The sequence below is a fragment of the Streptomyces viridochromogenes genome (genome assembly GCF_001270495.1).
Lineage (GTDB): Bacteria > Actinomycetota > Actinomycetes > Streptomycetales > Streptomycetaceae > Streptomyces > Streptomyces viridochromogenes_A.
On the sequence record NZ_LGUR01000219.1, the window covers coordinates 159,059 to 179,873 of the forward strand.

Consider the following 20,815-nt stretch of genomic DNA (forward strand, 5'->3'; position numbering starts at 1 on the left):
CGCTCGCGGACGACGCGACGGCGATGACCAAGGTGGCGGACCTGGTGCTGTCCCGCCCCGGGCCCGACCCGGACGGGCGGGCGGTCGCGTACTCCTTCCGGGCCAGGGAGCTGCGCGACGAGGGAAAGTACGAGCTGTCCCTGGCTGATTCCGACCGGGCGATCGCGCTCGATCCGGAGCTGGCCCCGGCCTACGTCGGCCGCGGTCTCGCCCACCGGTCCCTCGGTGACTTCCCGGCGGCGCTGGCCGCCTTCGACCGTGCGGACGAGCTGACCGACGACGACGAGTGGATCATCGCCGAGCGGGCGCAGACCCTTCGGATGGCGGGCCGCTTCGAGGAAGCCGTCGCCGACTTCGACCGGGCCATCGCCCTCGACCCGACCGATCCCGCGTTTCTGACCGCCAGAGCGGTGTGCCGGCAGGAACTCGGGCAGTACGACGCGGCGCTCGCCGACCTCGACCAGGCGGTGCGCCTCGACGGGGACCGCCTGTGGCCGCTCGTGCGCCGGGCTCGGCTGCACCGCGTCATGCGGGAGTGGGACAAGGCGTTCGCGGACCTCGACCGTGCGGCCCTTCTCGCGCCCGACAGTCCATGGGTGGCGTCGGAACGCGGTGACGCCCATCGTCTCGCGGGCCGGTACGACGAGGCCGTCACCGAACTCGGCCGCGCCATCGCCCTCCAGCCCGACTACAGCTCGGCACTCGCGAGCCGGGGCTGGTGCCGGCATCAGCTGGGCCGGCCCGAGGAGGCCCTGGCCGATCTGGACCGTGCCATCGAGCTGACCCCGGACTACGCCTGGGCCCTGGTGATGCGGGCCCGGGTGCGCGACGGACTGGGGGACCAGGAGGGCAGGTTCGAGGACCTTCGGCGCGCCGCCGAGGTGGACGCGACGGACGGTTGGGCCGCGGGGGAGCTGGGCGATGCCTACCGGCTCGCCGGCCGCTACGACGAGGCGCTCGCCGCCTTCCACCGGGCACTGGAACAGGATCCGGACTACGACCACGCGTGGGCCTCTCTCGGGGCGGCCCACAGGGCCATGAAGAACCACGAGGAGGCCCTGCGGAACCTGGACCGCGCGGTGGCGCTGTCCCCGGACCACGGGTGGGCCTACGGCCAGCGGGCGCGCGTCCTGCTGGCGATCGGGCGCGGCGAGCAGGCTCTCGCCGACCTCGACCGGTGTGTCGCTCTGGAGTCGGAGACGGACTGGGCCCGCAGCACGGCCATCGAGGTGCTGGTGCTGTGCGGCCGCTGGGAGGAGGCGTCGGCCCGACTGGCCGATGCGGAACGGTCCGGGGCACCCGACGCCGAACTGGACGATCTGCGTATCGATGTGCACTGTCACGGCGGCCACTGGGCCGAGGCGCGACGGATCGCCGAACGGCTGCGCGAGGCGGAGCCGCTCTCCGGCACCTTCCAACTGGCCCTGACCGTGAGCCGATCCGAGGGACTGCGGGCCGCGCAACCCCTCTGGCGGGAGCTGGCCAGGCTGGTGCGCGAGGACGATGAGCTGGGGGAGCCGGAACGCGCTCAGGCGCGGTGCTTCGTCGCCTGCGCCCTCGCCGAGTGGGCCGAAGCCGATCAAGGGCTGGCCGGCTTCCTGGCCATGGAGCCCGGCTGGGGCGAGCTGGCGCATGTCGCCGCCTACCTCACCGCCATCCTGGAGAGCCCCGACGCGGACCGGACCCGCCTCGCCCCTCGCCTGACGGCGGTCACCGAGGCCCGCGAGGCGGTACGGGCGCGTTACGCGGAGTGACCGGCGCGGCCTCGACGCAATCGGGACAACTGGCCATCCCTGGTCACTTCGGTCACACCTCGCATACCGATCCGCCCCCTGAACCGACCGTCTCCGGTCGATTACAGTGACGAACTGTCGTGCGACGGACGCTGTCACGGGGAGGTCTTGGTGGTTGCGACACTCGGCGCCGTCTGGGGCCGTACCGAACAGCAGGACTTCCGCAGCCGGGTGCGCGGCACCCTGCTCGGCGCGGCCGTCGGGGACGCCCTCGGCGCGCCGGTCGACGGGCTCGCGCTGGAGGAGATCCAGGAGCAGTACGGCGCGGAGGGCCTCGTCGACCTGGGGTTCGGCCACGGGCGGCGCGGCGCCGTGAGTCATCTCACGCAGCTGACCCTCTTCTCCGTGGACGGGTTGATAAGAGCCCAGGTCAGACGGGACACCGGCGCCTGGCACCCGCCCACCGACCTGCACCGGGCGTATCTGCGCTGGGCCACCACGCAGCGGGACTGGGGACCCGACGAGCGCCGCAAGGACGACGGATGGCTGGCGCGCGAGGAGTGGCTGTACGCCCGCCGCGACCCGACCCGCGCCCTCCTGATCGGCCTCGGCGACGACACCATGGGCACGCTGGAGTCGCCCAAGAACGCGGCCGAGCTCGGGCCCGAGGCCGTCGCCCGTTCCGCGCCCTTCGGGCTGCTCGTCGGCTGGGAGCCACAGCTCGTCGTACAGCTCGCCGTGGAGTGCGCGACGCAGACCCACGGCCACCCGATCGCCTACCTGTCGGCGGGCGCGTACGCCGTCATCGTGCACGGGCTGGCCTGCGGGGAGAGCCTCGACGGGGCCGTCCAGCGGGCGCTCGCCCTGCTCGCCCTGCGGCCCGGGCACGAGCCCGTCTCGGACGCCTTGCAGCACGCCCTGGGCGCCGTACGGCAGGGCATGCCCACCCCCGCGCGGGTCGAGGAACTCGCGGCCGACGGCTCCGCGGACGGGCTGCTCGCGGCCGCCGTGTACTGCGCCCTGGTCGGCGAGGACGTCCGCCACGGACTGTGCCTCGCCGTGAACCAGGACGGCCCCTCCGCCGCCGCTGCCGCCCTCACCGGCGGCCTGCTCGGCGCCCTGCACGGCGAGACGGCCCTGCCCCCGGACTGGCTGGCCGAGCTGGAGGGCCGCCCCACGATCCTGGAACTCGCCGACGACTTCGCCATGGAGATGACCCAGGGACCGGCCCTGCACAGCCCGGCGGGCGCCTCACCGGCATGGCTGGCGCGCTATCCGCGGGGATGATCCCCACCGTCCCGGCCCCCGTCCCCTGGAGGACCTGGCGGCAGCGGGACCGGCTCGGACCCGAGTCCCCCGCCCCGCCCGTCGGCGCGGCGCCGCCCTCGCCCGCGTCCCGGACCGGCGTACGACCGCGGGACCGTCCCCGGATCACGTCGGCACGGAGCCCCCGTCCCGTGGAGGACCTGGCGGCTGCGGGACCGGCTCGGACCCGGGTCCCCCGCCCCGCCCGTCGGCGCGGCGCCGCCCTCGCCCGCGTCCCGGACCGGCGTACCGACCGCGGGACCGTCCCCGGACCACTCGGCACGGAGCAGGCGGCCCTGCCCGGGGTCGGTGTCGTCGACGAGGCCGGTGAGGCGGCGCGGGGCTGACGGCAAGTCAGCGCGGGACCGGTCCCGAAGGCCGGCGTCTAGCGTCTCCCTCCACCGGATGCGAGGAGGACGGGGAATGGCGAGTTCGGTGCGCAAGGTCAGTCTGCTTCCGCGGGACATCGGCAGCCTCAGCCGGACCGTGCCGCCGGGCCTGCCGGGCACGCTCCATGTGCTCGGTGCGAACGGCGGCATGAGCGTGGCACCGGACGCGGACTTCACGCTGCTGTTCGGGCGCAACGAACCCGACGTACACGTCAGTGTCGGCGCGGGCGACACGCGCGTCAGCCGACGGCAGGGCCTGATCGTCCGGGAGTCCTCCCGCTGGGTGCTCTACAACACCGGCGGGCCGCCCATCCGCTTCCCGGGGTCGCGACTGGTGCTCGGCGGGGACCATGCCCGTCTGAACGCCGGGTTCACGCCGCTGTTCGTCGTCTCCTCCCGGCAGGAACACCTCCTGGAGGTCAGGATCACCGCCTCGACGCAGGGCCGCCCGGCGAACGCGCCGGGCGCGTACGAGGAGGAGACGCGCAACGAGGCAAGGGAGCTGACGCCGGAGGAGAGGCTGGTGCTCGTCTGCCTCGCGCAACGCTATCTGCGGCTCGAACCCGGCCCCCAGCCACTGGCCTGGGCCCAGGTCGCCTTCGAACTGGCCGAGTTGCAGCCGCAGCGGCAGTGGAGCCCGAAGGCCGCCGCCCACGTCGTGGCCAAGGTACGCAAGCGCCTCAGCAAGGAGTACGGCGTCGCCGGGCTGCTGGAGGAAGAGGTCCCGCAGCCGGTCGGGAACGCCCTGAACCACAACCTCATCACCGACCTGCTGATCACCACGACGATCGTCAGGTCGGACCTGCGCCTGCTCGGCGAGTGACGTTCCCCGGGAGGGATCCCGAAGTGATCATTCCGCCCCAGCCCGCCCACGCCCCGAATTCCCCGCCCTCCCGACCCGCCCATCTGACCTGGTCGGCCACCCACGACCGCCTCCAGGCCCTCACCGTCTGGACGGAACGCCGGCCCGGTCACGGCGAGGACGCCGAACCCCTCGCGGCCTACCACCGCCCCACCGGAAACGGGCTGCTGGCCGTGTTCGACGGCGCGGGCGGCTCCGGAGCGGCCCCCGCCTGGCGCACGCCCGACGGGGCGACGCACACCGGTGCCTGGGTGGGCGCCCGGGTCGCCCGGCTGGCCGCGGAATGCTGGTTCCAGGGTGTCGTCGACGCCGAGGAGCCGGACACTCCGGAGCGGTTGACGTGCTGCCTGCGTGCCGTCCTGGCCGCGGCGCCCCGGACGGCGCGGAGCAAGGTCACCGGGTCCATGCGCCGGCTGCTGCCCACCACCATGGCCGCGGTCCGCTACCGGCTCGGCGACCACGGCGTCCGCTGGCAGGCCGTCTGGGCCGGCGACTCCCGGTCGTACGCCCTGCTGCCGGGGAGCGGCCTGCACGCCCTCACCCGGGACCACACCCACGAGGACGACACACTCGCCCAGCTGCGGCAGGACCCGCCGATGACAAACGTGATCTGCGCCGACCGCCCCTTCGAACTCTCCGCCCACCAAGGAGAGTTCCGCCGGCCCTGCGTACTGCTGTCGGCGACCGACGGCTTCTTCGGCTATGCGCACACGCCCGCACAGTTCGAGTGCCTGCTCCTCGAAACGCTCGGGCAGGCGCGGACCGCGGGCGAATGGGCCGGACTGCTGCGCCGGGCGATCCAGCCGATCACCGGTGACGACGCGTCACTGTCCCTCGTGGCCCTGGGCTTCGACGACTTCGCGCAGCTGCGCGGGGCCTTCGCCGAGCGGTACGACAGCGTCGTACGGAGCGGGTACCGGGACGTTCCGACGGCCGACGGCCCCGACGTGTTGCGCGACTGGCAGGACCGTACCTGGGAGTCCTACCGACCCACATACGAGCAGCTCATGCCGGGGGTGCGGGAGTGAAGCGGGGCGATGTGATCGGCGGGTACCGGGTCGTCACCGACCCGACCAACGCGGGCGGCGGCAAATGCGTGTGGTCCTTCGCCGAGAAGGACGGCCGGGAGTACTTCCTCAAACGCTTCCTCGAACCCAAGCGGCCCCGCGAGGGCTCCGGCGGCAGCGCCGCGAGCCGGCGTATCCGGCTGGAGACCTGCCGTGAGTTCGAGGAGCGGCACCGGAGCATCATGAAGCGGCTGCGCCCCGACGCCAGCGGCGCGGGCAACCTGGTCCTGGCCACGGACTTCTTCCACGCGGGCAGCACCTACTACAAGGTGACCGAACGCATCGACACCGCAAGCCTGGACAAGCCGCAGTCACTCGGCCCGAAGCAGAAGGCGGTGCTGCTGCGGACGCTGGCGACCAGCCTGCGGCTGCTGCACGACATCGAGGTGGTGCACGGCGATCTGAAACCGGCCAACGTCCTTGTCCAGAAGCGCGAAGGGGCCGCGTTCCACACGGCGAAACTCATCGACTTCGACGACTCGTATCTCTCCGGCCGCCCGCCGGACCGGGCGGACATCGCGGGCGACTCGCTGTACGGCGCGCCGGAGTGGCGGCGTTATGTGCAGGGTCACGAGTCCGTCGGGGGCGAGGACCTGACGACGGCCGTGGACGTGTTCGCGCTGGGCCTGATGACCCACGTCTATCTCACCGGTTCCCTGCCCGCGTACGACGGCCGTTTCGGGTCGCCGGCGGACGCGGTGAACGCGGCCGAGCCACTGGTCGCCGACGAGCGGCTCGGCACGTCGACGCAGGCGCTGATCGCGGCCATGACGGCGGCCGATCCCCAGCACCGCCCCACCGTCGCCGACTTCCTGGCGGCGCTCAAGGACCCGGAGGTCTGCACCCTCCACGGCACTCCGCAGCCCCGCCCGGCCGTCCCCGGGACCGGGGTGGGTGACGGACCGCGCGGGAGCCGGGTCCAGTTCAACCCGCCCGACCGCTCCGGACACCGGCCGCCCCCGGCCGCTGCCACCGACGACGGGCCGGCCAGGTCCAGGGTCCGTATCAATCTCGGTCACCGCCGAGACGGCCTGCCCGGCAACCCTTCCACCTCCTGACCGAGAGGACGCCCATGAGCGCGGAGATCGAGAAGTACCAGGGGAACCTTCAGTACGCCGTCGACATCGTGATGTGCATCGACGCCACGGGCAGCATGCATCCGGTGCTGGACGTCGTGAAGAAGAGCTCGCTCCAGTTCCATCTGCGGCTGGCCGAGGTGATGGCGAGGAAGAGCAAGGAGATTAGCCAGCTGCGTCTGAAGGTCATCGCCTTCCGGGACTTCGGCGACGACCCCTCGGACGCGATCGAGCAGACGGACTTCCTGCGGCTGCCCCAGCAGGTGGCGGAGTTCGAGAAGTTCGTACGCGGCCTCAGGGCGACCGGCGGCGGTGACATCCCCGAGTCCGGCCTGGAGGCGCTGGCCCTGGCGATCAACTCCCCCTGGGAGACCGGTCTCGACCGGCGGCGCCACGTCATCGTCATGTTCACCGACGCGCCCGCGCATCCGCTCGGCACGGTGGGTGCCACCGCGCAGACGTATCCGCGCGACATTCCGCGCAGCATGGACGGCCTCTTCGAGCAGTGGGGATACGCCCGCAGCCAGACGGCGGTGATGGAGCAGTCGGCGAAGCGGCTCGTCCTCTTCGCGCCGGAGGAGGAGCCCTGGAAGGAGGGCATCGGGGAGGAGTGGGACCTCACGCTGCACTTCCCCTCCAGGGCCGGCGAAGGTCTGGAGGAGTTCGAGATGGACGAGATCATCGAGACGATCGCGAACAGCCTGTGATGTTCCGGCTGTACGGCGCGGGCGTCCGGCTCGACCTCGACGAGCGGTGGCTGGTCTTCTCCTGGGGCCGCCGCGAGGACCGTGCGGTCAACGGCGGCGGTCAACTGGCCGTGCCGCCCGAGTGCTGTGTGTCGATCGCCGGTCGCCCGGCCGGACTTGACGGCACCGGACTTGACGGCACCGGGCCCGACGGCAGCCTGTGCCTGGCGTTCCGGTTCAGGCTGCCCGCCGGGGCGAGCGGCGGCGGCGATGTGGTCGGGGCGGAGATCGTCGTGGGCGCGAACCGCGCGGAGCAGGCCTGGCAGTTCGCGCGCTGGTTCGCCCGCGAGTACGGCGTGGAGGACCTCTCCGCCTCCTGGTGGGACGCCGGCCCGTCCGACGCGGAGCGGGACGGCAGCCGGGACTGGCTCAGCGCGCCCGTCTCACCGACGACACGCCTGCTGTTCCGCTCGGTCCTGACCCGCCTGACCGTCGCGGACTCGTGATCCCAGGGGGCGATGATGACCGGGCCGACGTGGCGGTGCTCGGACTGTGACACGTACAACGACGCCGGGCTGCGGGTGTGCCACCTCTGTGAGATGCCGCGCGGCGCGGCGGCTTCCCGCCCGGTGGCCGAGCCGCCCGCGAAGAAGCCGCCCGTCACAAGCGGCACAGGTGGGCCGGCCCGCACGCGCACCGGCGTCGCCGCATCCGGCCCGACCGCATCGGCACTGGACTGGGAGTGCCCCGCCTGCGCGCACTATGTGGTCGGGCGGGTCAGCTGCGACGCCTGCGGCATGGTCTGGACGCCGGACGCGAGGACGACCGTCCGCGGGAGGCCACGGTCCGGCAGCACCCTCCGTACGCCGCCCGCCCGGAGCGACGCACTGCGCTTCGCGGATCCGGTCCACCCGAGGCCGACGCCCAGGGAGCCGACCCGCGGCGAGGTGGTGGCCGGATGCGGCTGCGTCCTGTTCCTCGCGGCCGCCGTCGTCACCCTGATCGCGCTGCTGATCCTCAACTGGTCGACCGTGACCTCGTTCCTGACCGGCTCCGACACCTCGAAGAGCTCCGCGACACCGTCCCCGACGGTTTCCGCGAGCGGCCCCTGCCCCAAGGAGCTGGCCGCGATGCTGCCGAAGGGATCGGCGGCCGGCGCGCGTCTCGTCGCGGCCTACAGCAGGGAGAACGTCAAGGACCGGTACGCCTTCTGCCGGACGGCGGAGGGAAAGGTCTACTACTTCTTCGCGAAGAAGGCCGGTGCGTCGTACGGCAGGCCCACGGCGGCGGAGAAGTCCGGAACCGGATACCTGGTGCGTTTCCCCGACAGCGCTTTTCGGTTCCGGGACCTGGAGGTGACGGCCTACGACGAGGACGACAAGGAGCTCTGGAAGGAGAAGCTGACCCCCGAGGCCGCCATCGGCTGACGGCCCGGGGGACAGTCCGGCTGACAGCCCGGGGGACGGGCCCAGCCCCTCAGTCCTTCGCGCGCGTACCCACCGCGTCCTCCACCGTCCCCGCCGGTGCCGGCACCGCGGCCGCCGCGGCCCCGTCCCCGTCGGTGTTGATCTTCTCGACGATCGCGAGCCGCTCCGGGGTGTCCTCCGGCTTCACGAAGCCGATGAGGATGTACAGGACCAGCGACACCGCCAGCGGGATGGAGACCTGGTACTGGAGCGGCACCCCGCCCTCGATCTGCCAGCTGATCGGGTAGTTGACCAGCCAGAAGGCGAGCAGGCCCATCGACCAGCTGGTGAGCGCGGCCGTGGGTCCGGAGCGGCGGAACGGCCGCAGCAGGCCCAGCATCATCGGGATCGCCATCGGGCCCATCAGACCGGCGACCCACTTGATGACGACCGTGATGATGTCCTTGAAGGTGGGGGAGTTGACCTGGGTCGCCGCGGCCATGGACAGACCGAGGAAGACGACGGTCGCGATCCGGGCGACCCGCAGCCCCTGCCCCTCGCTCCACGTCCGTGCCCGGCGCCAGATCACCGGCGCGCAGTCCCGGGTGAAGACGGCGGCGATGGCGTTGGCGTCGGAGGAGCACATGGCCATGGTGTGCGAGAAGAAGCCGACGATGACCAGGCCCAACAGGCCGTGCGGGAGCAGCTGTTCGGTCATCAGGCCGTACGAGTCCGAGCCGTCCGGCTTCTGCGACTCGACCAGCAGCGGCGACATCCACATCGGGAAGAACAGGACGACGGGCCAGACCAGCCACAGGATCGCCGACAGCCGCGCCGAGCGCTCGGCCTCGTACGGGGTGGCCGTGGCCATGTACCGCTGGGCCTGGTTGAGCATGCCGCCGTTGTACTCGAAGAGCTTGATGAACAGGAACGCGAGCAGGAAGACGGTGCCGTACGGCCCGACCAGCGGCTCACCGTGGCCCTGCAGCTCCGGCCGGTCCCAGGCGTCGAGGAAGCCGATGCCCTTGTCGTTCAGCTCCATGATGACCGCGATGAACATCGCGACGCCGGCCAGCAACTGGATGACGAACTGGCCGAGTTCGGTCAGCGCGTCCGCCCACAGCCCGCCGATGGTGCAGTAGACGGCGGTGATGCCACCGGTGATGAGGATGCCCTGGTTCAGCGACACCCCCGTGAACACGGACAACAGCGTCGCGATCGCCGCCCACTTCGCGCCCACGTCCACGATCTTCAGCAGCATGCCGGACCAGGCCAGCGCCTGCTGGGTCTTCAGGTCGTAGCGGTTCTTCAGGTACTCCAGCGGAGAGGCCACGTGCAGCCGTGAGCGCAGCCGGTTGATACGGGGCGCGAACAGCTTCGACCCGATGGCGATACCGAGCGCGATGGGGAAGGACCACGTCACGAAGGACGTGACGCCGTAGGTGTAGGCGATGCCCGCGTAGCCGGTGAACATCACCGCGCTGTATCCGGACATGTGATGCGAGATCCCGGACAGCCACCACGGCATCTTGCCGCCCGCGGTGAAGAAGTCGCTGACGTTGTCCACCCGTTTGTGGGACCAGACGCCGATCGCCACCATCACGCCGAAGTAGCCGATGAGCACGGCCCAGTCGAGACCGTTCATGTGCGCCCTCCCAGGGTTCAGCCCGGCGCTCATCCTGGGCGCTGTCGCGTGAACACGACAAGTGAGCGTAAGGTCAAGGGAAGGTAAAAGTGTTCGCCATGAGGGTCTGCGTTCACGCATGTGAACTTATCGCATCAGCTCCCCCGCGTTGACCAGCAACGACTGCCCCGTGAGGGAGCGTGCCCGGTCCGACGCCAGGAACACCACCGCGTCCGCAACGTCCCCGTCCGTGGCGAGATCGGGCAACGCCATCCGTCCGGTCAGCCGCCTCAGTACGTCGTCCTCGGGTACGCCCTCCGTCTGTGCCGTGAACCGGACGTACGCCCGCACCGGAGGCCCCCACATCCAGCCCGGCAGCACGGTGTTCACCCGGATCCGGTGCGGGCCCAACTCCCGGGCCAGCGAGTACATCGCGCTCGTCAGCGCCCCCTTCGACGCCGCGTACGCCGCCTGCCGCACCTGCGAGGGGGCGGCGACCGAGGACTGCGTCCCGATGAAGACGACCGAGCCCCCGCGCTCCTTGAGCGCCGGCAGACAGGCCCGAGTCATCCTCAGCGACCCCAGCAGGTTCACGTCGATCACCGACTGCCAGGTGGTGAAGTCGGCGTCCTCAAGACCGCCGAAGTAGGAGTCCCGGGCGGCCACATGGACCACCCCGTCGATCCCCCCGAACCGCTCCCGCGCGAGCGCGGCCAGCGCCTCGCACTGCGCCTCGTCGGTGATGTCGGTGGCCCGGTACGCCGTGTGCGCTCCGTTCGGATCGATCTCGGCCGCGCTCTTGGCGAGGTTGGCCTCCGTGCGCGCCCCGAGGACCGCGTTCCCGCCGTCGCGCACCACCGTGGCGGCGACCTGGTGACCGAGCCCGGCGCCCACTCCCGACACGACGACGGTCTTGCCCGCGAGCAGTGACATTCCGCTGCCTCCCGACTCTGGACGCATATCTGACGGCCCGTCAGAGTATGGGTGACCGCAGGAAAGGGGAACCGCATGAGCGAGGACACCCGCAGCGAGACGTACGCCGAACTGGCCGCCGTCGGCCCGTACGGGGTCCACCCGGGCCACGCCCTGATCACCATGGTCGAACCGCACCCGGGCCACGAGTACGCCTACAACCGCTGGTACGAGGACGACCACTACTACGCCGGCGCGATGGCCATGCCCTGGATGTACGCGGGCCGCCGCTGGGTGGCGACCCGGGACCTCCAACTCCTGCGCCACCCCGAGAAGTCGGCGATCGCCCAGCCGGTCACCGCCGGCTGCTACCTCTCCACGTACTGGATCACCGCGGGCCGCTACGCCGACCACATGCGCTGGACGGTCGCCATCAACAAGCGCCTCAACCGTGACGCCCGCGTCTACCAGGACCGCACCCACGTCTTCACGGCGTTCCAGGACCACGAGGCCACGGTGTACCGCGACGGCGCGGCCGGCCCCCGCGACTTCCACGCCCTGGACCACCCCTACGCGGGCTTGGTGATGCAGGTCATCGACGCGGACTCACCGGAGCGGCGCGCCGAACTGCTGGAGTGGCTGCGCGCCCGTCACCTCCCGAAGCGCCTCGCGGGCTCCCCGACGGCCATGGTGACGATCTTCCGCCCCACACCGCTCCCGCTCGACCGCATGTCGTACGTCAAGCAGGTCGAGGGCGTGGACACCCGGCTGACGCTGCTGTGGTTCTTGGAGGCCGACCCGAGGGAGTGCTGGGAGGGCCACTTCGCGGGGCTGGACACGGCGGTGGAGGAGTCGGGGTGCGGGAGGGTGGAGCTGGTGGCGCCGTTCATCCCGACGGTCCCGGGGACGGACAGGTACGTGGACCAGCTGCGCTGACGGGCTTGCTCAGCGCAACTCCTCCGGGCAGGGCGTGCCCCGCGAGAAGTTGTACGGCGCCGCCAGCCGGTACTCGCCCGCCCGCGGAGCGACGAGCATCGTCCACTTGTCGCCCTGCGCGTCCTCCTCCGTCTCCATCAGACAGCCGTTGACGTTGGCGTACGACTTCGGCTGGTCGTCGGGACGGTCCTTGGACGCCTCCGTCTCCTTCGGCGGGTCCAGCTTCTTGCCGTCGGCGTCGACCAGGCCCAGCCAGGGCGAGTAGGGGATGCGGATGAGGACCCGGCCCGGCTTGTTCACCCGCATCGTCATCTCGCCCTGCTCGGCCCGCTCGACGACGGCGTTCGGCTCGGCGAGCGGCGCCGGGTCGGTCACCTGGAACAGCTGCCAGTTGGCGTCGCCCCACACCTGCTTCAGATACGGCATCCCGCGCCGCAGCAGCTCCCGCTCGCGCTCGGCGCCCGTGGGGTCCGGCTCGTCCTTGGGCAGGACCACGAAGTGCACCGCCCAGCGCTGGAGCCACTCGTGGTAGTTCGCGGAGTTCAGGGTGTCGTCGTAGAAGAGCGGGTTGCGCTCCATGTCGGCCTGGCGGTTCCAGCCACGGGCCAGATTGAAGTACGGCGCGAGAGCGGCGGCCTCCCGGTGGGAGCGGGCGGGCACGACCTCCACCCGGCCCTTCTCGGCGCCGACCTCCTGGAGCTCGTTGACCAGCGGGGCCAGCTCGCGCGCCCAGGACGCCTCCGGGGCGGCGTGGATGATGTCGTCGACCGTCTTGTAGCCGATCCAGCCGGCGAAGGTGAGCAGCGCCAGCACGCCCGTGTACCACTTGCGCGAGCGCGGCACCGTGAAGGGCAGCGCGGCCACCAGGGCCGTCCCGCCGAAGAGCATCGCCAGGCGCGTGATGTTGGAACCGATCTGCGAGCTGATCACCCAGACCAGGACGACCGAGAGGCCGTAGACCGCGGACACCAGCCGGATCGTCTTCCAGTCCTCGGGCACGAGCACGAAGGTGACGACGGCGATCAGCAGCGGCAGCAGCACCGAGCCGATCACCATCGGCTGCGTGCCGGAGAAGGGGAACAGCCAGGCCGAGACGGCCACGACCGCGGTCGGCGCCAGCCCCAGCGCCCAGGCGCCCGGCCGCCGCTTCTGCAGGAACAGCGCCACCGCCACGAAGCCCACGAACAGCCCCGCCACCGGCGACGCCATGGTGGCCAGCGCGGCCAGCGGGGCGGCGCACAGCGCCTTCGCCCAGCGTTTGTAGCGCCAGCGGTACGGCCAGCAGAACACCACGGCGACCGCGCCCAGCGCGAACATCGTGCCAAGCCCGAAGGTCACGCGCCCCGAGATCGCGTTGGCGATCAGCCCGAAGACCCCGGCGAGCGACGCCCACAGAGGGTTCCGCACCGAGCGGCTGCGCAGCAGGACCAGTGTCAGCAGGCCCGCGGAGATGGTCCCCGCGATCATCATCGTCGTACGGACACCGAGGACCGACATCAGATACGGCGACACCACGCTGTACGACACCGGGTGCATCCCGCCGTACCAGGCCAGGTTGTACGCCGAGTCCGGATGCCGGCCGACGAACTCGGCCCAGGCGTCCTGGGCCGCGAGGTCGCCGCCGCTGCTGGCGAAGGTGAAGAACCAGATGACGTGGAGCAGCCCGGCCAGGGTCGTGATCGACAGCACCGGGTGACGCAACAGACGCTCACGCAGGGCCTGGACGGCGGCGGTCAGACGCGACGGCGGTCTGTCCTCCGTACGGCGTCCTCCGTCTCCCTGACGTGGCGCGGGTACGCGTATTCGCGGACCGGCTCCCCGTCCCGGATCGGCGTCGTCGGCGCGTGTCGGCTCCGCAGTGGCCACGTGTGAGGCACTCCCCGTGCTGTCTTCTGTTCTGGCCGCGTCCCGTTTCCCGCGTGTTGTCGGCCCTGTCCCTGAAGGTTCTCCGGCCGCGCCTTGTGAGCGACGGCCTGCCCGTTTCGTGACGCTAGCACGCAGCCCGCCGACGAGACCTGTCGGCGGGCTGCGGTGCCGTGCTGCGTCGCCCTCCCCGGGTCAGCCGACGCGGGTCAGCTTGTCCGTGAAGCCCGGTTCGGCGAGGTCCGCCTTGAGGGCGACCGGGATCTTGACCGCGCCGCTGCTGCCGTCACCCACGGTGAGCGTGCCCACCTTGGTGCCGGCCTTCGCGGTGTGCGGCACCTCGTCGGGGGCGAAGGTCAGCTTCACCTTCAGCCCGGACCAGCCGACCGCCTTGACGTCCTTCGTGGCGACGACCGGCGTACGGCCGCCGAGACCGTCGTCGACGTACCCGACGACGGCGCCCTTCTTGAGGATCGTCGCCGACTCCAGCGCGTCCTGTGCGGCGCGGATGAGCTGGTCGCCGGAGTCGAGAGCGGCGGCGAGGATGCCGCCGCCCGCGTCCGGCTGGCGCACCACGGCGCCGACGACGGTCCGCGTCTCGCCGCCGATCTCCTTCTTCGCGGCGAACACCAGGTTGCCGAGGGCGGAGGTGGTGGTGCCGGTCTTGATGCCGACGACGTTGTTCTTGCCGACCAACTGGTTCCAGTTGCCGTGGTTGTGGCCCTTGTAGTCGTCGTACGACATCATCGCGGCGACCTCGCGGAAGGCGGGCTCCTTCATCGCCGCCTTGGCCAGCTTCACCTGGTCCACGGCCGTGCTCACGGTGGTGTTGTTCAGGCCGGAGGGGTCGGTGTACGTGGTGTTCGCCATACCGAGGTCCTCGGCGGTGGCGTTCATCTTCGCCACGAACGCCTTCTCGGAACCGGCGTCCCAACGGGCGAGGAGACGGGCGACGTTGTTCGCGGATGCGATCAGGATGCTTTCGAGGGCCTCGCGCTGGGTGATCTTGTCGCCCTTGGTCACGTTGACGGTCGACTCCTGGCCCGCGTCGGACTGGTCCTCGGCGGCCTGGTCGATCTCGATCTTCGGGCCCACGGCGCCGCTGTCGAGCCTGTGCTCGCGCAGGATGACGTACGCCGTCATGACCTTGGCGACGCTGGCGATCGGCACGGGCTTCTGGTCGCCGGAGGAGCCGAAGGTGCCGATGCCGTCGACGTCGAGCGCGGCCTGGCCCTGCGCGGGCCACGGGATGTCGACCTTGCTGCCGTCGAAGGTGTAGCTGTCCTCGGCGGTGAGGTCGAGGGTGGGGGCCGGGAGCGGGCGCATGCTCTGTACGACCGCGAAGACGATCGCGAGCAGCAGCACGAGGGGGGTCCAGATCTTGACCCGCCGCAGGGCCGTGCGGACGGGGGTGTCCGGGGGCGGGGGCGTGTTGGTCAGCTCGGCGAGCAGGTCGAGCGGGGGCCTGGGCGGCAGGGGCTGCTGCGTGGTGCGCTCGGGGCCGACCTGGGGGACGGCGGCGGTGACGTCGGGGGCGGTCGGCGGTTTGGGGGTGTCCGGCTTGATGTCGGGCTTGATGTCGGGCTTGAGCGCGACGAACTTGCTGGTGCGCTCGGAGGGGGTCTCGGCGTCGGGCTTGGGGGCCTTCAGCATGGTGGTGGGCTGGTCGACGGGGGGGTCGGCGGGGCGTACGGCCTTGAAGACGGCGGTGGGCTGGTCGACGGCCTTGGCTTCGCCGGGGGCTGCGGGTGCGGATGCGGGTGCGTCGTCGTCCGCGCCCTCGGCTTCGCCTTCGGTCTCGGTGTTCCCACCCGCACTGCCTGTGCGGCTCTCGTTGTCGGGTGCGGGTGGCCCCTGCGGGGCGTCCTCGCCGTCAGCGGCCGCGGGTGCGTCGTCGTCCGCGTCCTCGGCGGCCGCCGGTGCGTCGTCGTCCGCGTCCGCGTCCTCGGCTTCGCCTTCGGTCTCGGTGTTCCCGCCGGTACCGCCTGTGCGGCTCTCGTTGTCGGGTGCGGGTGGCCCCTGCGGGGCGTCCTCGCCGTCGGCGGCCGCCGGTGCGTCGTCGGTCTCGTCGGCGTCCGTGACGTCCTCGTCGCGCGCGTCGGCGTCCTGAGCGCCCTCTTCCGCGCCTTCCGAGCCTTCAGCGTCCTCGTCGGCGCCGTCAGCGTCCCCGGAGGCCACCCAAGCCGCCACAGCCGCCTTCAGTCGATCGTCGTCCTTGCCCTCAGCGCTCTCAGCGCTCTCGGCGCCCTCAGCGCTCTCGGCAGCACCTTCGGCGTCCTCGGCGTCGGCCTCGGCCTTCGCGTCCTCAGGGGCCTCGGCGTTCTCGGCCTCGGCGGCCTCCGCGCTTGTGTCCTCCGTGACCTCCGCCTCGGGGGACTCAGGGGCCTCGGCGTCCTCGGTGTCCCCCGCGTCGGCGTCCTCGGGCTTCTCCGTCTTCGCCCTCACCGCGTCCAGTTCCTGGCGTGACAGGACCCTCGTCGCCGTGTCCACGCCACCCCGTCGCGCGGCATCGCGGGTGACCGCCAGGCGCGGGTCGGGGCGCTCGGGGGCGTCCGCTCGGGTGGGGGTGTCGGGGTCGGGTCGGGATTCGGGAACCGGGACCGCGCTCCCCGACGTCGGTTCTGCCGACGACTCGCGCTGCTTCGACCTGTCGGGGGACTCGCCCGCCACCGATGCCTCCTCCATGTGCTGCCGCACGCCCTGCGTGCGTCTGCCGAACCGTGAGCCGTCGCCCGGACACCGTGCCCGTACGACCCCCCGTGCCGCTGTCCGAACATCTACCAGTGTCCTGTGCGCGGCCCTCATCTCATGCGGTAGACGAGAACGACATACCTACCGGTTCCCTTACGAACCGGTCACGCACCCTCGACAGATGAATGTGAGAGGGGTCACCCTGTCTTTCATCCACGCGGGGAGGCATGGATGGGCAGGAGCCGCAGAACGATTCCGGAGGAGCTTCTGCTGCTGGCGTTGGACCCGACCACGGGCACCACCGCACAGCCGCAGTCGCTCGACCTTGGTCTGGCCGGAGCGCAGCTAGTGGAGCTGGCGCTGGCCGGACGGATAGCCCCAGACGGGGATCGTATCGCCGTGGTGGCACCACGGCCGACTGGAGATCCGACATTGGACTGCGCGTTGGAGTTGCTGCGAAGGCGTGGCGCTCCCGTGCGTGCCGTCCACTGGATCGGCGGGCCCCGCCTGGGGCTGCGCCAGACCTACCTCTCGCATCTGGAACGGTGCGGCATGGTGCATGCCGTAGAGGGCCAGATGTGCGGGGTGTTGCCGACGACTCGCTACCAGGCGACGGACAACGAGATCAGCCGGGAGATCAGGGCCCGGCTGGATTCGGCGATCCGCACCGGCGTACCGCCGGACCCGCGGACCGCGGCGCTCGCCGCCCTGGCACACGCGGTAGGTCTCGGCAAGCACCTGTATCCGGGGAATGAGGGGCGTTCCTCTCGCTCCCGGCTGCGGGATCTGATCAGGCACGACCCCATGGGCGGTCTCGTCGCGCACGCCGTGATGGACGTCCAGAACGGCGCGGCGGCCCAGCCGCGTCGCAGCCCGGCCCCGGCCGGCCGTCAGGCCGCCCCCGGAGGCAGGGCCGCAGCGGAACCCGCCCGTGGTGTTCCGGTGCAGCCGCGCCGCGGATCCATGGCGCGTGTCGTGGCCCACTGAGCCGCAGTTCCACGACCCGCACCACCGGGCCCATCGCAGTGAAGGGCCTTCGCGTCATCGGGCCCGTCGCTCGACCAGCACCACCCGCACTGCACGCATCACCTGCACCGCACGCACGCACCACATGCTCCATACGCACGCCACGCGCAGCGCCGCACCGCAGTCCCCATGACCGGTTCGGGAGCCGCTGTCCGCGCGGGGTGACGGGACCGTACGTCCGGACGACGACCGGGTCCCGTCGCCCCGCGCGGCCGTATGTGCCGGGGTTTTGCCGGGGGTGTCCCCGAACTGGCGTGTATCCAGCGCATATCCACCGTTTGCCAGCGGTAGTAAGCACCTTGGTGGCAGTCTGCTCAACAGCAGATACGCAAAGTGGCAATCACAGGCAGGCAGCCGGAGGTGCACGTCCCGTGGCGTCCAATGTCAATCCCACCGTCAGGCGACGCCGGCTGGGCCAGGAGCTGCGTCGGCTCCGCGAGCTCAAGGGCATGACGGCCGAAGAGGTGGCCGAGCGTCTGCTGGTGTCGCAGTCGAAGATCAGCCGGTTGGAGAACGGGCGGCGCAGCATCAGCCAGCGCGACGTCCGCGATCTGTGCGGGGTCTACGAGGTGGAGGACCACCGGATCGTCGATTCCCTGATGCAGATGGCCAAGGACTCGCGGCAGCAAGGCTGGTGGCATTCGTTCGGCGACATCCCGTACAGCGTCTATATCGGGCTGGAGACGGATGCGGCGAGTCTGCGGGTGTACGACCCGCAGGTCGTTCCGGGGCTGTTGCAGACGAAGCAGTACGCGGAGGCCCTGATCGCCGGGGCGTTGCCGGAGACGGCGTCGACCGAGATCGAGAAGCGGGTCCAGGTGCGGATGCGCCGACAGGAACGAATCTCCACCGAGGAGAACCCGCTCCGGCTGTGGACCGTCATGGACGAGGCCGCCCTGCGCCGCGTCGTCGGCAACCGCTCCCTCATGCGTGACCAGTTGGAACAACTCGTCGAGCAGTCCCAACTGCCGCACGTCACGGTGCAGGTCATCCCCTTCGAGATGGGCGCGCACCCCGGTCTCAACGGGCAGTACGCGATCCTCGAGTTCCCGGACGCGGCCGACTCCAGCGTCGTCTACATCGAGGGCGTCACCAGCGACCTGTACCTGGAGAAGGCCAACGACGTGCAGAAATACAGCGTGATGTACGAGCACCTGAGGGCGCAGGCCCTGAACGTCGACCAGTCCCGGCAGTTCATCGCGGACATCGCCAAGGAGTACGCGCGCTGAGAAGCGCCGTACGGTACACCTTCCCCCGGCCGGGATGGAAGAGTCCACTGGAATATGCACCCACCCGAGTGAATAGTCGCTTCGTCAGCCGATGTTGGCGAGTAGCGTCGATCACGCCACCCAGCAACAGCGTTGGCGTGAATCGCCCTGCGGGATCCGGAACCGGACGCGCAGTGCGGTGACAGCAACTCACCATCTGGCAATTCGGAGCAAACATGGCAATTCGTCAGGGTGCCACGGACACGTGGACCAAGTCCTCGTACTCCACAGGGAACGGCGCGTGCGTCGAGATCAAGTCGCCGGCCGTAGCGGCCATGGCGGTGCGGGACTCCAAGGTTCCCGAGGGCCCGATCCTGGCGTTCCCCGCGAACGCGTGGAACACCTTCGTGGCGTCGGTCAAGGCGTAAGGGGCGGTTCCGGCTGATCCTCACCCGCAACCGATCGCACGAACAACAACTGCACAAGCACCACAGGAAGAGCCCTCTCGACCAGCCCGCCGTCCTTGCCGAGAGGGCTCGGCTGTGCCCAGGCCCCGGGGCCGGGCCACCCCACGGGGCAGGTCACTTCACCGGGAACGCCACGTCGCACACCGGGTCCTGTGCCCCCGCCGCCTCCCAGTCCGCGAAGTACACCTCCCGGCAGGGGCCCGTCTGCTCCAGGCCCTCCCTGGCGATCCACTCCTCCACCGCCTCGAAGGCGGCCAGGATCTGTGGATGGGCCACCTGCGCCTTGGTGATCCGGGTGTAGGCCAGCCGCTGGGCGGGCTGCACCCGGACCTTCGTCTCCCAGGTACGGCCGTGCTCCTCGGCCCACGCCCGGGCCGCCGCCTCGTCGGCCACCGGCACGCACGACTCGGCCGGACCGTCGCTCTCCATCGACACCTCGGAGTGGTACACGACGAACGGCGGCGCCGTGATCCCGCCGCACGCCTGCGCCGCCGACTCCAGCCGGCCCAGCGACGCCCCGATCCAGGCCGGCAACTCGCCCGCCAGCACATGCCGTACCTCGCTGATCACCACCTGCCCGGGCACGTCCACCGTCTCGACCACGAACTTCCCGTACATCTCGGAGCTCCTCCCCGACAGCCGTCCACGGAGGTACTCGGCCAGCGTCCGCTGCCCCGCCACCCGCGCCTCGACGTCCGCCCAGTACGCGTCGAGCCGGGCGGCGGCCGCCGCCCCGTCCGGCGCCTCGACCACCTCCGCGATCCGTGCGAGGGGCATGTCCAGCTGGCGCAGCAGCGCCACCAGACGGGCGCGTTCGATCTGGTCGGCGCGGTAGTAGCGGTAACCGCTGACCTCGTCGACATGCGTCGGGGCCAGCAGTCCCAGGCGGTCGTACAGGCGCAGGGCCTTGGCCGACAGCCTGGCCCGCGCGGCGAACGCGCCGATGGTGAGCAGTTCGTCGTCCACGGCCTCATCCTCCGTCACCAGGCGGCTCTTCCGCCCGGTGAGAAGGAGGTTCGACCCTGCCCCTGGGGCAAGGTCAACGCCGGTCAGGCGAGCGCGCCCTCGACCGCCGACACGAGCTCGGCCGACTCCGGCTCGGTCTGCGGCGAGAAGCGGGCGACGACCTCGCCGTCCCGGCCGATCAGGAACTTCTCGAAGTTCCAGCGGATGTCGCCGCTGTGCCCCTCGGCGTCCGCGAATCCGACCAGACGCTCGTAGAGCGCGTGCCGGCCCTCCCCGTTCACCTCGACCTTCTCGGTCAGCGGGAAGGTCACGCCGTACGTCGCCGAGCAGAACTCGGCGATCTCCTCGGCGCTGCCGGGCTCCTGGCCGAGGAACTGGTTGCAGGGCACGCCGAGCACGGTGAAGCCGCGCTCCGCGTACTGCTCCTGGAGCTTCTCCAGGCCCGTGTACTGCGGGGTGAGGCCGCACTTGGAGGCCACGTTGACGATGAGGACCGCCTTGCCGGCGTACTGGGCCAGGTTCGCGGGGCCGCCCTGCAGCGTGCCGATCTCGACGTCGAGGGGAGAGGTGCCGTTGTTCTCTGTGGTCGTCATGAGCG

General features: G+C 71.1%; 19 protein-coding genes. 13 read left to right on the top strand and 6 right to left on the bottom strand.

The genetic code is table 11. From position 1 onward, the window contains the following. The first annotated feature begins 23 nt into the window (after positions 1-23). The 9 genes from ADK36_RS51600 (at position 24) to ADK36_RS30475 (ending at position 8,545) form a co-directional block, all read left to right on the top strand. Positions 24-1,754 carry a tetratricopeptide repeat protein gene (locus ADK36_RS51600; protein WP_425315482.1) on the top strand — a complete coding sequence of 577 codons (1,731 nt, stop codon included), beginning with the start codon at positions 24-26 and terminating at the stop codon, positions 1,752-1,754. Positions 1,755-1,904: 150 nt separating this feature from the next. Further along, positions 1,905-3,020, top strand: coding sequence for an ADP-ribosylglycohydrolase family protein (locus ADK36_RS30440; protein WP_048581324.1), 1,116 nt, complete (start codon positions 1,905-1,907; stop codon positions 3,018-3,020). After that, positions 3,017-3,385 (top strand): hypothetical protein, encoded by a 369-nt coding sequence (locus ADK36_RS49105; protein ID WP_159391218.1) that lies wholly within the window; start codon positions 3,017-3,019, stop codon positions 3,383-3,385. Before ADK36_RS30440 ends, ADK36_RS49105 begins: the two co-directional genes overlap by 4 nt. A gap of 76 nt (positions 3,386-3,461) precedes the next feature. After that, positions 3,462-4,250 (top strand): hypothetical protein, encoded by a 789-nt coding sequence (locus ADK36_RS30450; protein WP_048581325.1) that lies wholly within the window; start codon positions 3,462-3,464, stop codon positions 4,248-4,250. A gap of 23 nt (positions 4,251-4,273) precedes the next feature. Then, complete coding sequence (locus ADK36_RS30455) at positions 4,274-5,317, top strand: hypothetical protein (protein ID WP_053084666.1); 1,044 nt, start codon at positions 4,274-4,276, stop codon at positions 5,315-5,317. Further along, the gene (locus ADK36_RS30460; RefSeq protein WP_234329928.1) at positions 5,314-6,414 is read left to right on the top strand and encodes a protein kinase domain-containing protein; all 1,101 of its coding nucleotides are present in this window, start codon (positions 5,314-5,316) and stop codon (positions 6,412-6,414) included. Before ADK36_RS30455 ends, ADK36_RS30460 begins: the two co-directional genes overlap by 4 nt. 14 nt (positions 6,415-6,428) lie before the next feature. Beyond that, complete coding sequence (locus ADK36_RS30465; protein ID WP_048581328.1) at positions 6,429-7,139, top strand: vWA domain-containing protein; 711 nt, start codon at positions 6,429-6,431, stop codon at positions 7,137-7,139. Further along, entirely contained in the window at positions 7,139-7,624 is a 486-nt protein-coding gene (locus tag ADK36_RS30470) for a hypothetical protein (RefSeq protein ID WP_048581329.1), read from the top strand. The genes ADK36_RS30465 and ADK36_RS30470 overlap by 1 nt, the downstream gene beginning before the upstream one ends. A 15-nt stretch (positions 7,625-7,639) precedes the next feature. Further along, on the top strand, positions 7,640-8,545 hold the full coding sequence (locus tag ADK36_RS30475; protein ID WP_159029135.1) for a hypothetical protein: 906 nt from the start codon (positions 7,640-7,642) through the stop codon (positions 8,543-8,545). Positions 8,546-8,594: 49 nt separating this feature from the next. Here ADK36_RS30475 and ADK36_RS30480 read toward each other — a convergent pair whose 3' ends face one another. Both ADK36_RS30480 and ADK36_RS30485 read right to left on the bottom strand, forming a co-directional pair. Then, complete coding sequence (locus ADK36_RS30480) at positions 8,595-10,169, bottom strand: sodium:solute symporter family protein (RefSeq protein ID WP_048581331.1); 1,575 nt, start codon at positions 10,167-10,169, stop codon at positions 8,595-8,597. Positions 10,170-10,295: 126 nt separating this feature from the next. Further along, positions 10,296-11,081 carry an SDR family oxidoreductase gene (locus ADK36_RS30485; RefSeq protein WP_053199694.1) on the bottom strand — a complete coding sequence of 262 codons (786 nt, stop codon included), beginning with the start codon at positions 11,079-11,081 and terminating at the stop codon, positions 10,296-10,298. 75 nt (positions 11,082-11,156) lie between these two features. Between ADK36_RS30485 and ADK36_RS30490 the strand changes: the two genes are divergently transcribed. Further along, the gene (locus tag ADK36_RS30490) at positions 11,157-11,996 is read left to right on the top strand and encodes a hypothetical protein (RefSeq protein WP_053199696.1); all 840 of its coding nucleotides are present in this window, start codon (positions 11,157-11,159) and stop codon (positions 11,994-11,996) included. Between the two features lie 9 nt (positions 11,997-12,005). On the opposite strand, the gene ADK36_RS30495 is transcribed toward ADK36_RS30490, so the two are convergent. Both ADK36_RS30495 and ADK36_RS30500 read right to left on the bottom strand, forming a co-directional pair. Continuing rightward, positions 12,006-13,862 carry a hypothetical protein gene (locus ADK36_RS30495; RefSeq protein WP_053199698.1) on the bottom strand — a complete coding sequence of 619 codons (1,857 nt, stop codon included), beginning with the start codon at positions 13,860-13,862 and terminating at the stop codon, positions 12,006-12,008. A gap of 192 nt (positions 13,863-14,054) precedes the next feature. Beyond that, the gene (locus ADK36_RS30500; RefSeq protein WP_078942748.1) at positions 14,055-16,544 is read right to left on the bottom strand and encodes a serine hydrolase; all 2,490 of its coding nucleotides are present in this window, start codon (positions 16,542-16,544) and stop codon (positions 14,055-14,057) included. 237 nt (positions 16,545-16,781) lie between these two features. Between ADK36_RS30500 and ADK36_RS30505 the strand changes: the two genes are divergently transcribed. The 3 genes from ADK36_RS30505 (at position 16,782) to ADK36_RS30515 (ending at position 19,212) form a co-directional block, all read left to right on the top strand. Further along, the gene (locus tag ADK36_RS30505) at positions 16,782-17,537 is read left to right on the top strand and encodes a GOLPH3/VPS74 family protein (RefSeq protein ID WP_048585236.1); all 756 of its coding nucleotides are present in this window, start codon (positions 16,782-16,784) and stop codon (positions 17,535-17,537) included. Positions 17,538-17,947: 410 nt separating this feature from the next. Continuing rightward, complete coding sequence (locus ADK36_RS30510) at positions 17,948-18,805, top strand: helix-turn-helix domain-containing protein (RefSeq protein WP_030050569.1); 858 nt, start codon at positions 17,948-17,950, stop codon at positions 18,803-18,805. Positions 18,806-19,020: 215 nt separating this feature from the next. Then, on the top strand, positions 19,021-19,212 hold the full coding sequence (locus ADK36_RS30515; protein WP_030050570.1) for a DUF397 domain-containing protein: 192 nt from the start codon (positions 19,021-19,023) through the stop codon (positions 19,210-19,212). A gap of 153 nt (positions 19,213-19,365) precedes the next feature. On the opposite strand, the gene ADK36_RS30520 is transcribed toward ADK36_RS30515, so the two are convergent. Further along, on the bottom strand, positions 19,366-20,235 hold the full coding sequence (locus tag ADK36_RS30520; protein WP_053199702.1) for a MerR family transcriptional regulator: 870 nt from the start codon (positions 20,233-20,235) through the stop codon (positions 19,366-19,368). 65 nt (positions 20,236-20,300) lie between these two features. Then, entirely contained in the window at positions 20,301-20,810 is a 510-nt protein-coding gene (locus tag ADK36_RS30525) for a glutathione peroxidase (protein WP_048585238.1), read from the bottom strand. Between the last annotated feature and the right edge of the window lie 5 nt (positions 20,811-20,815).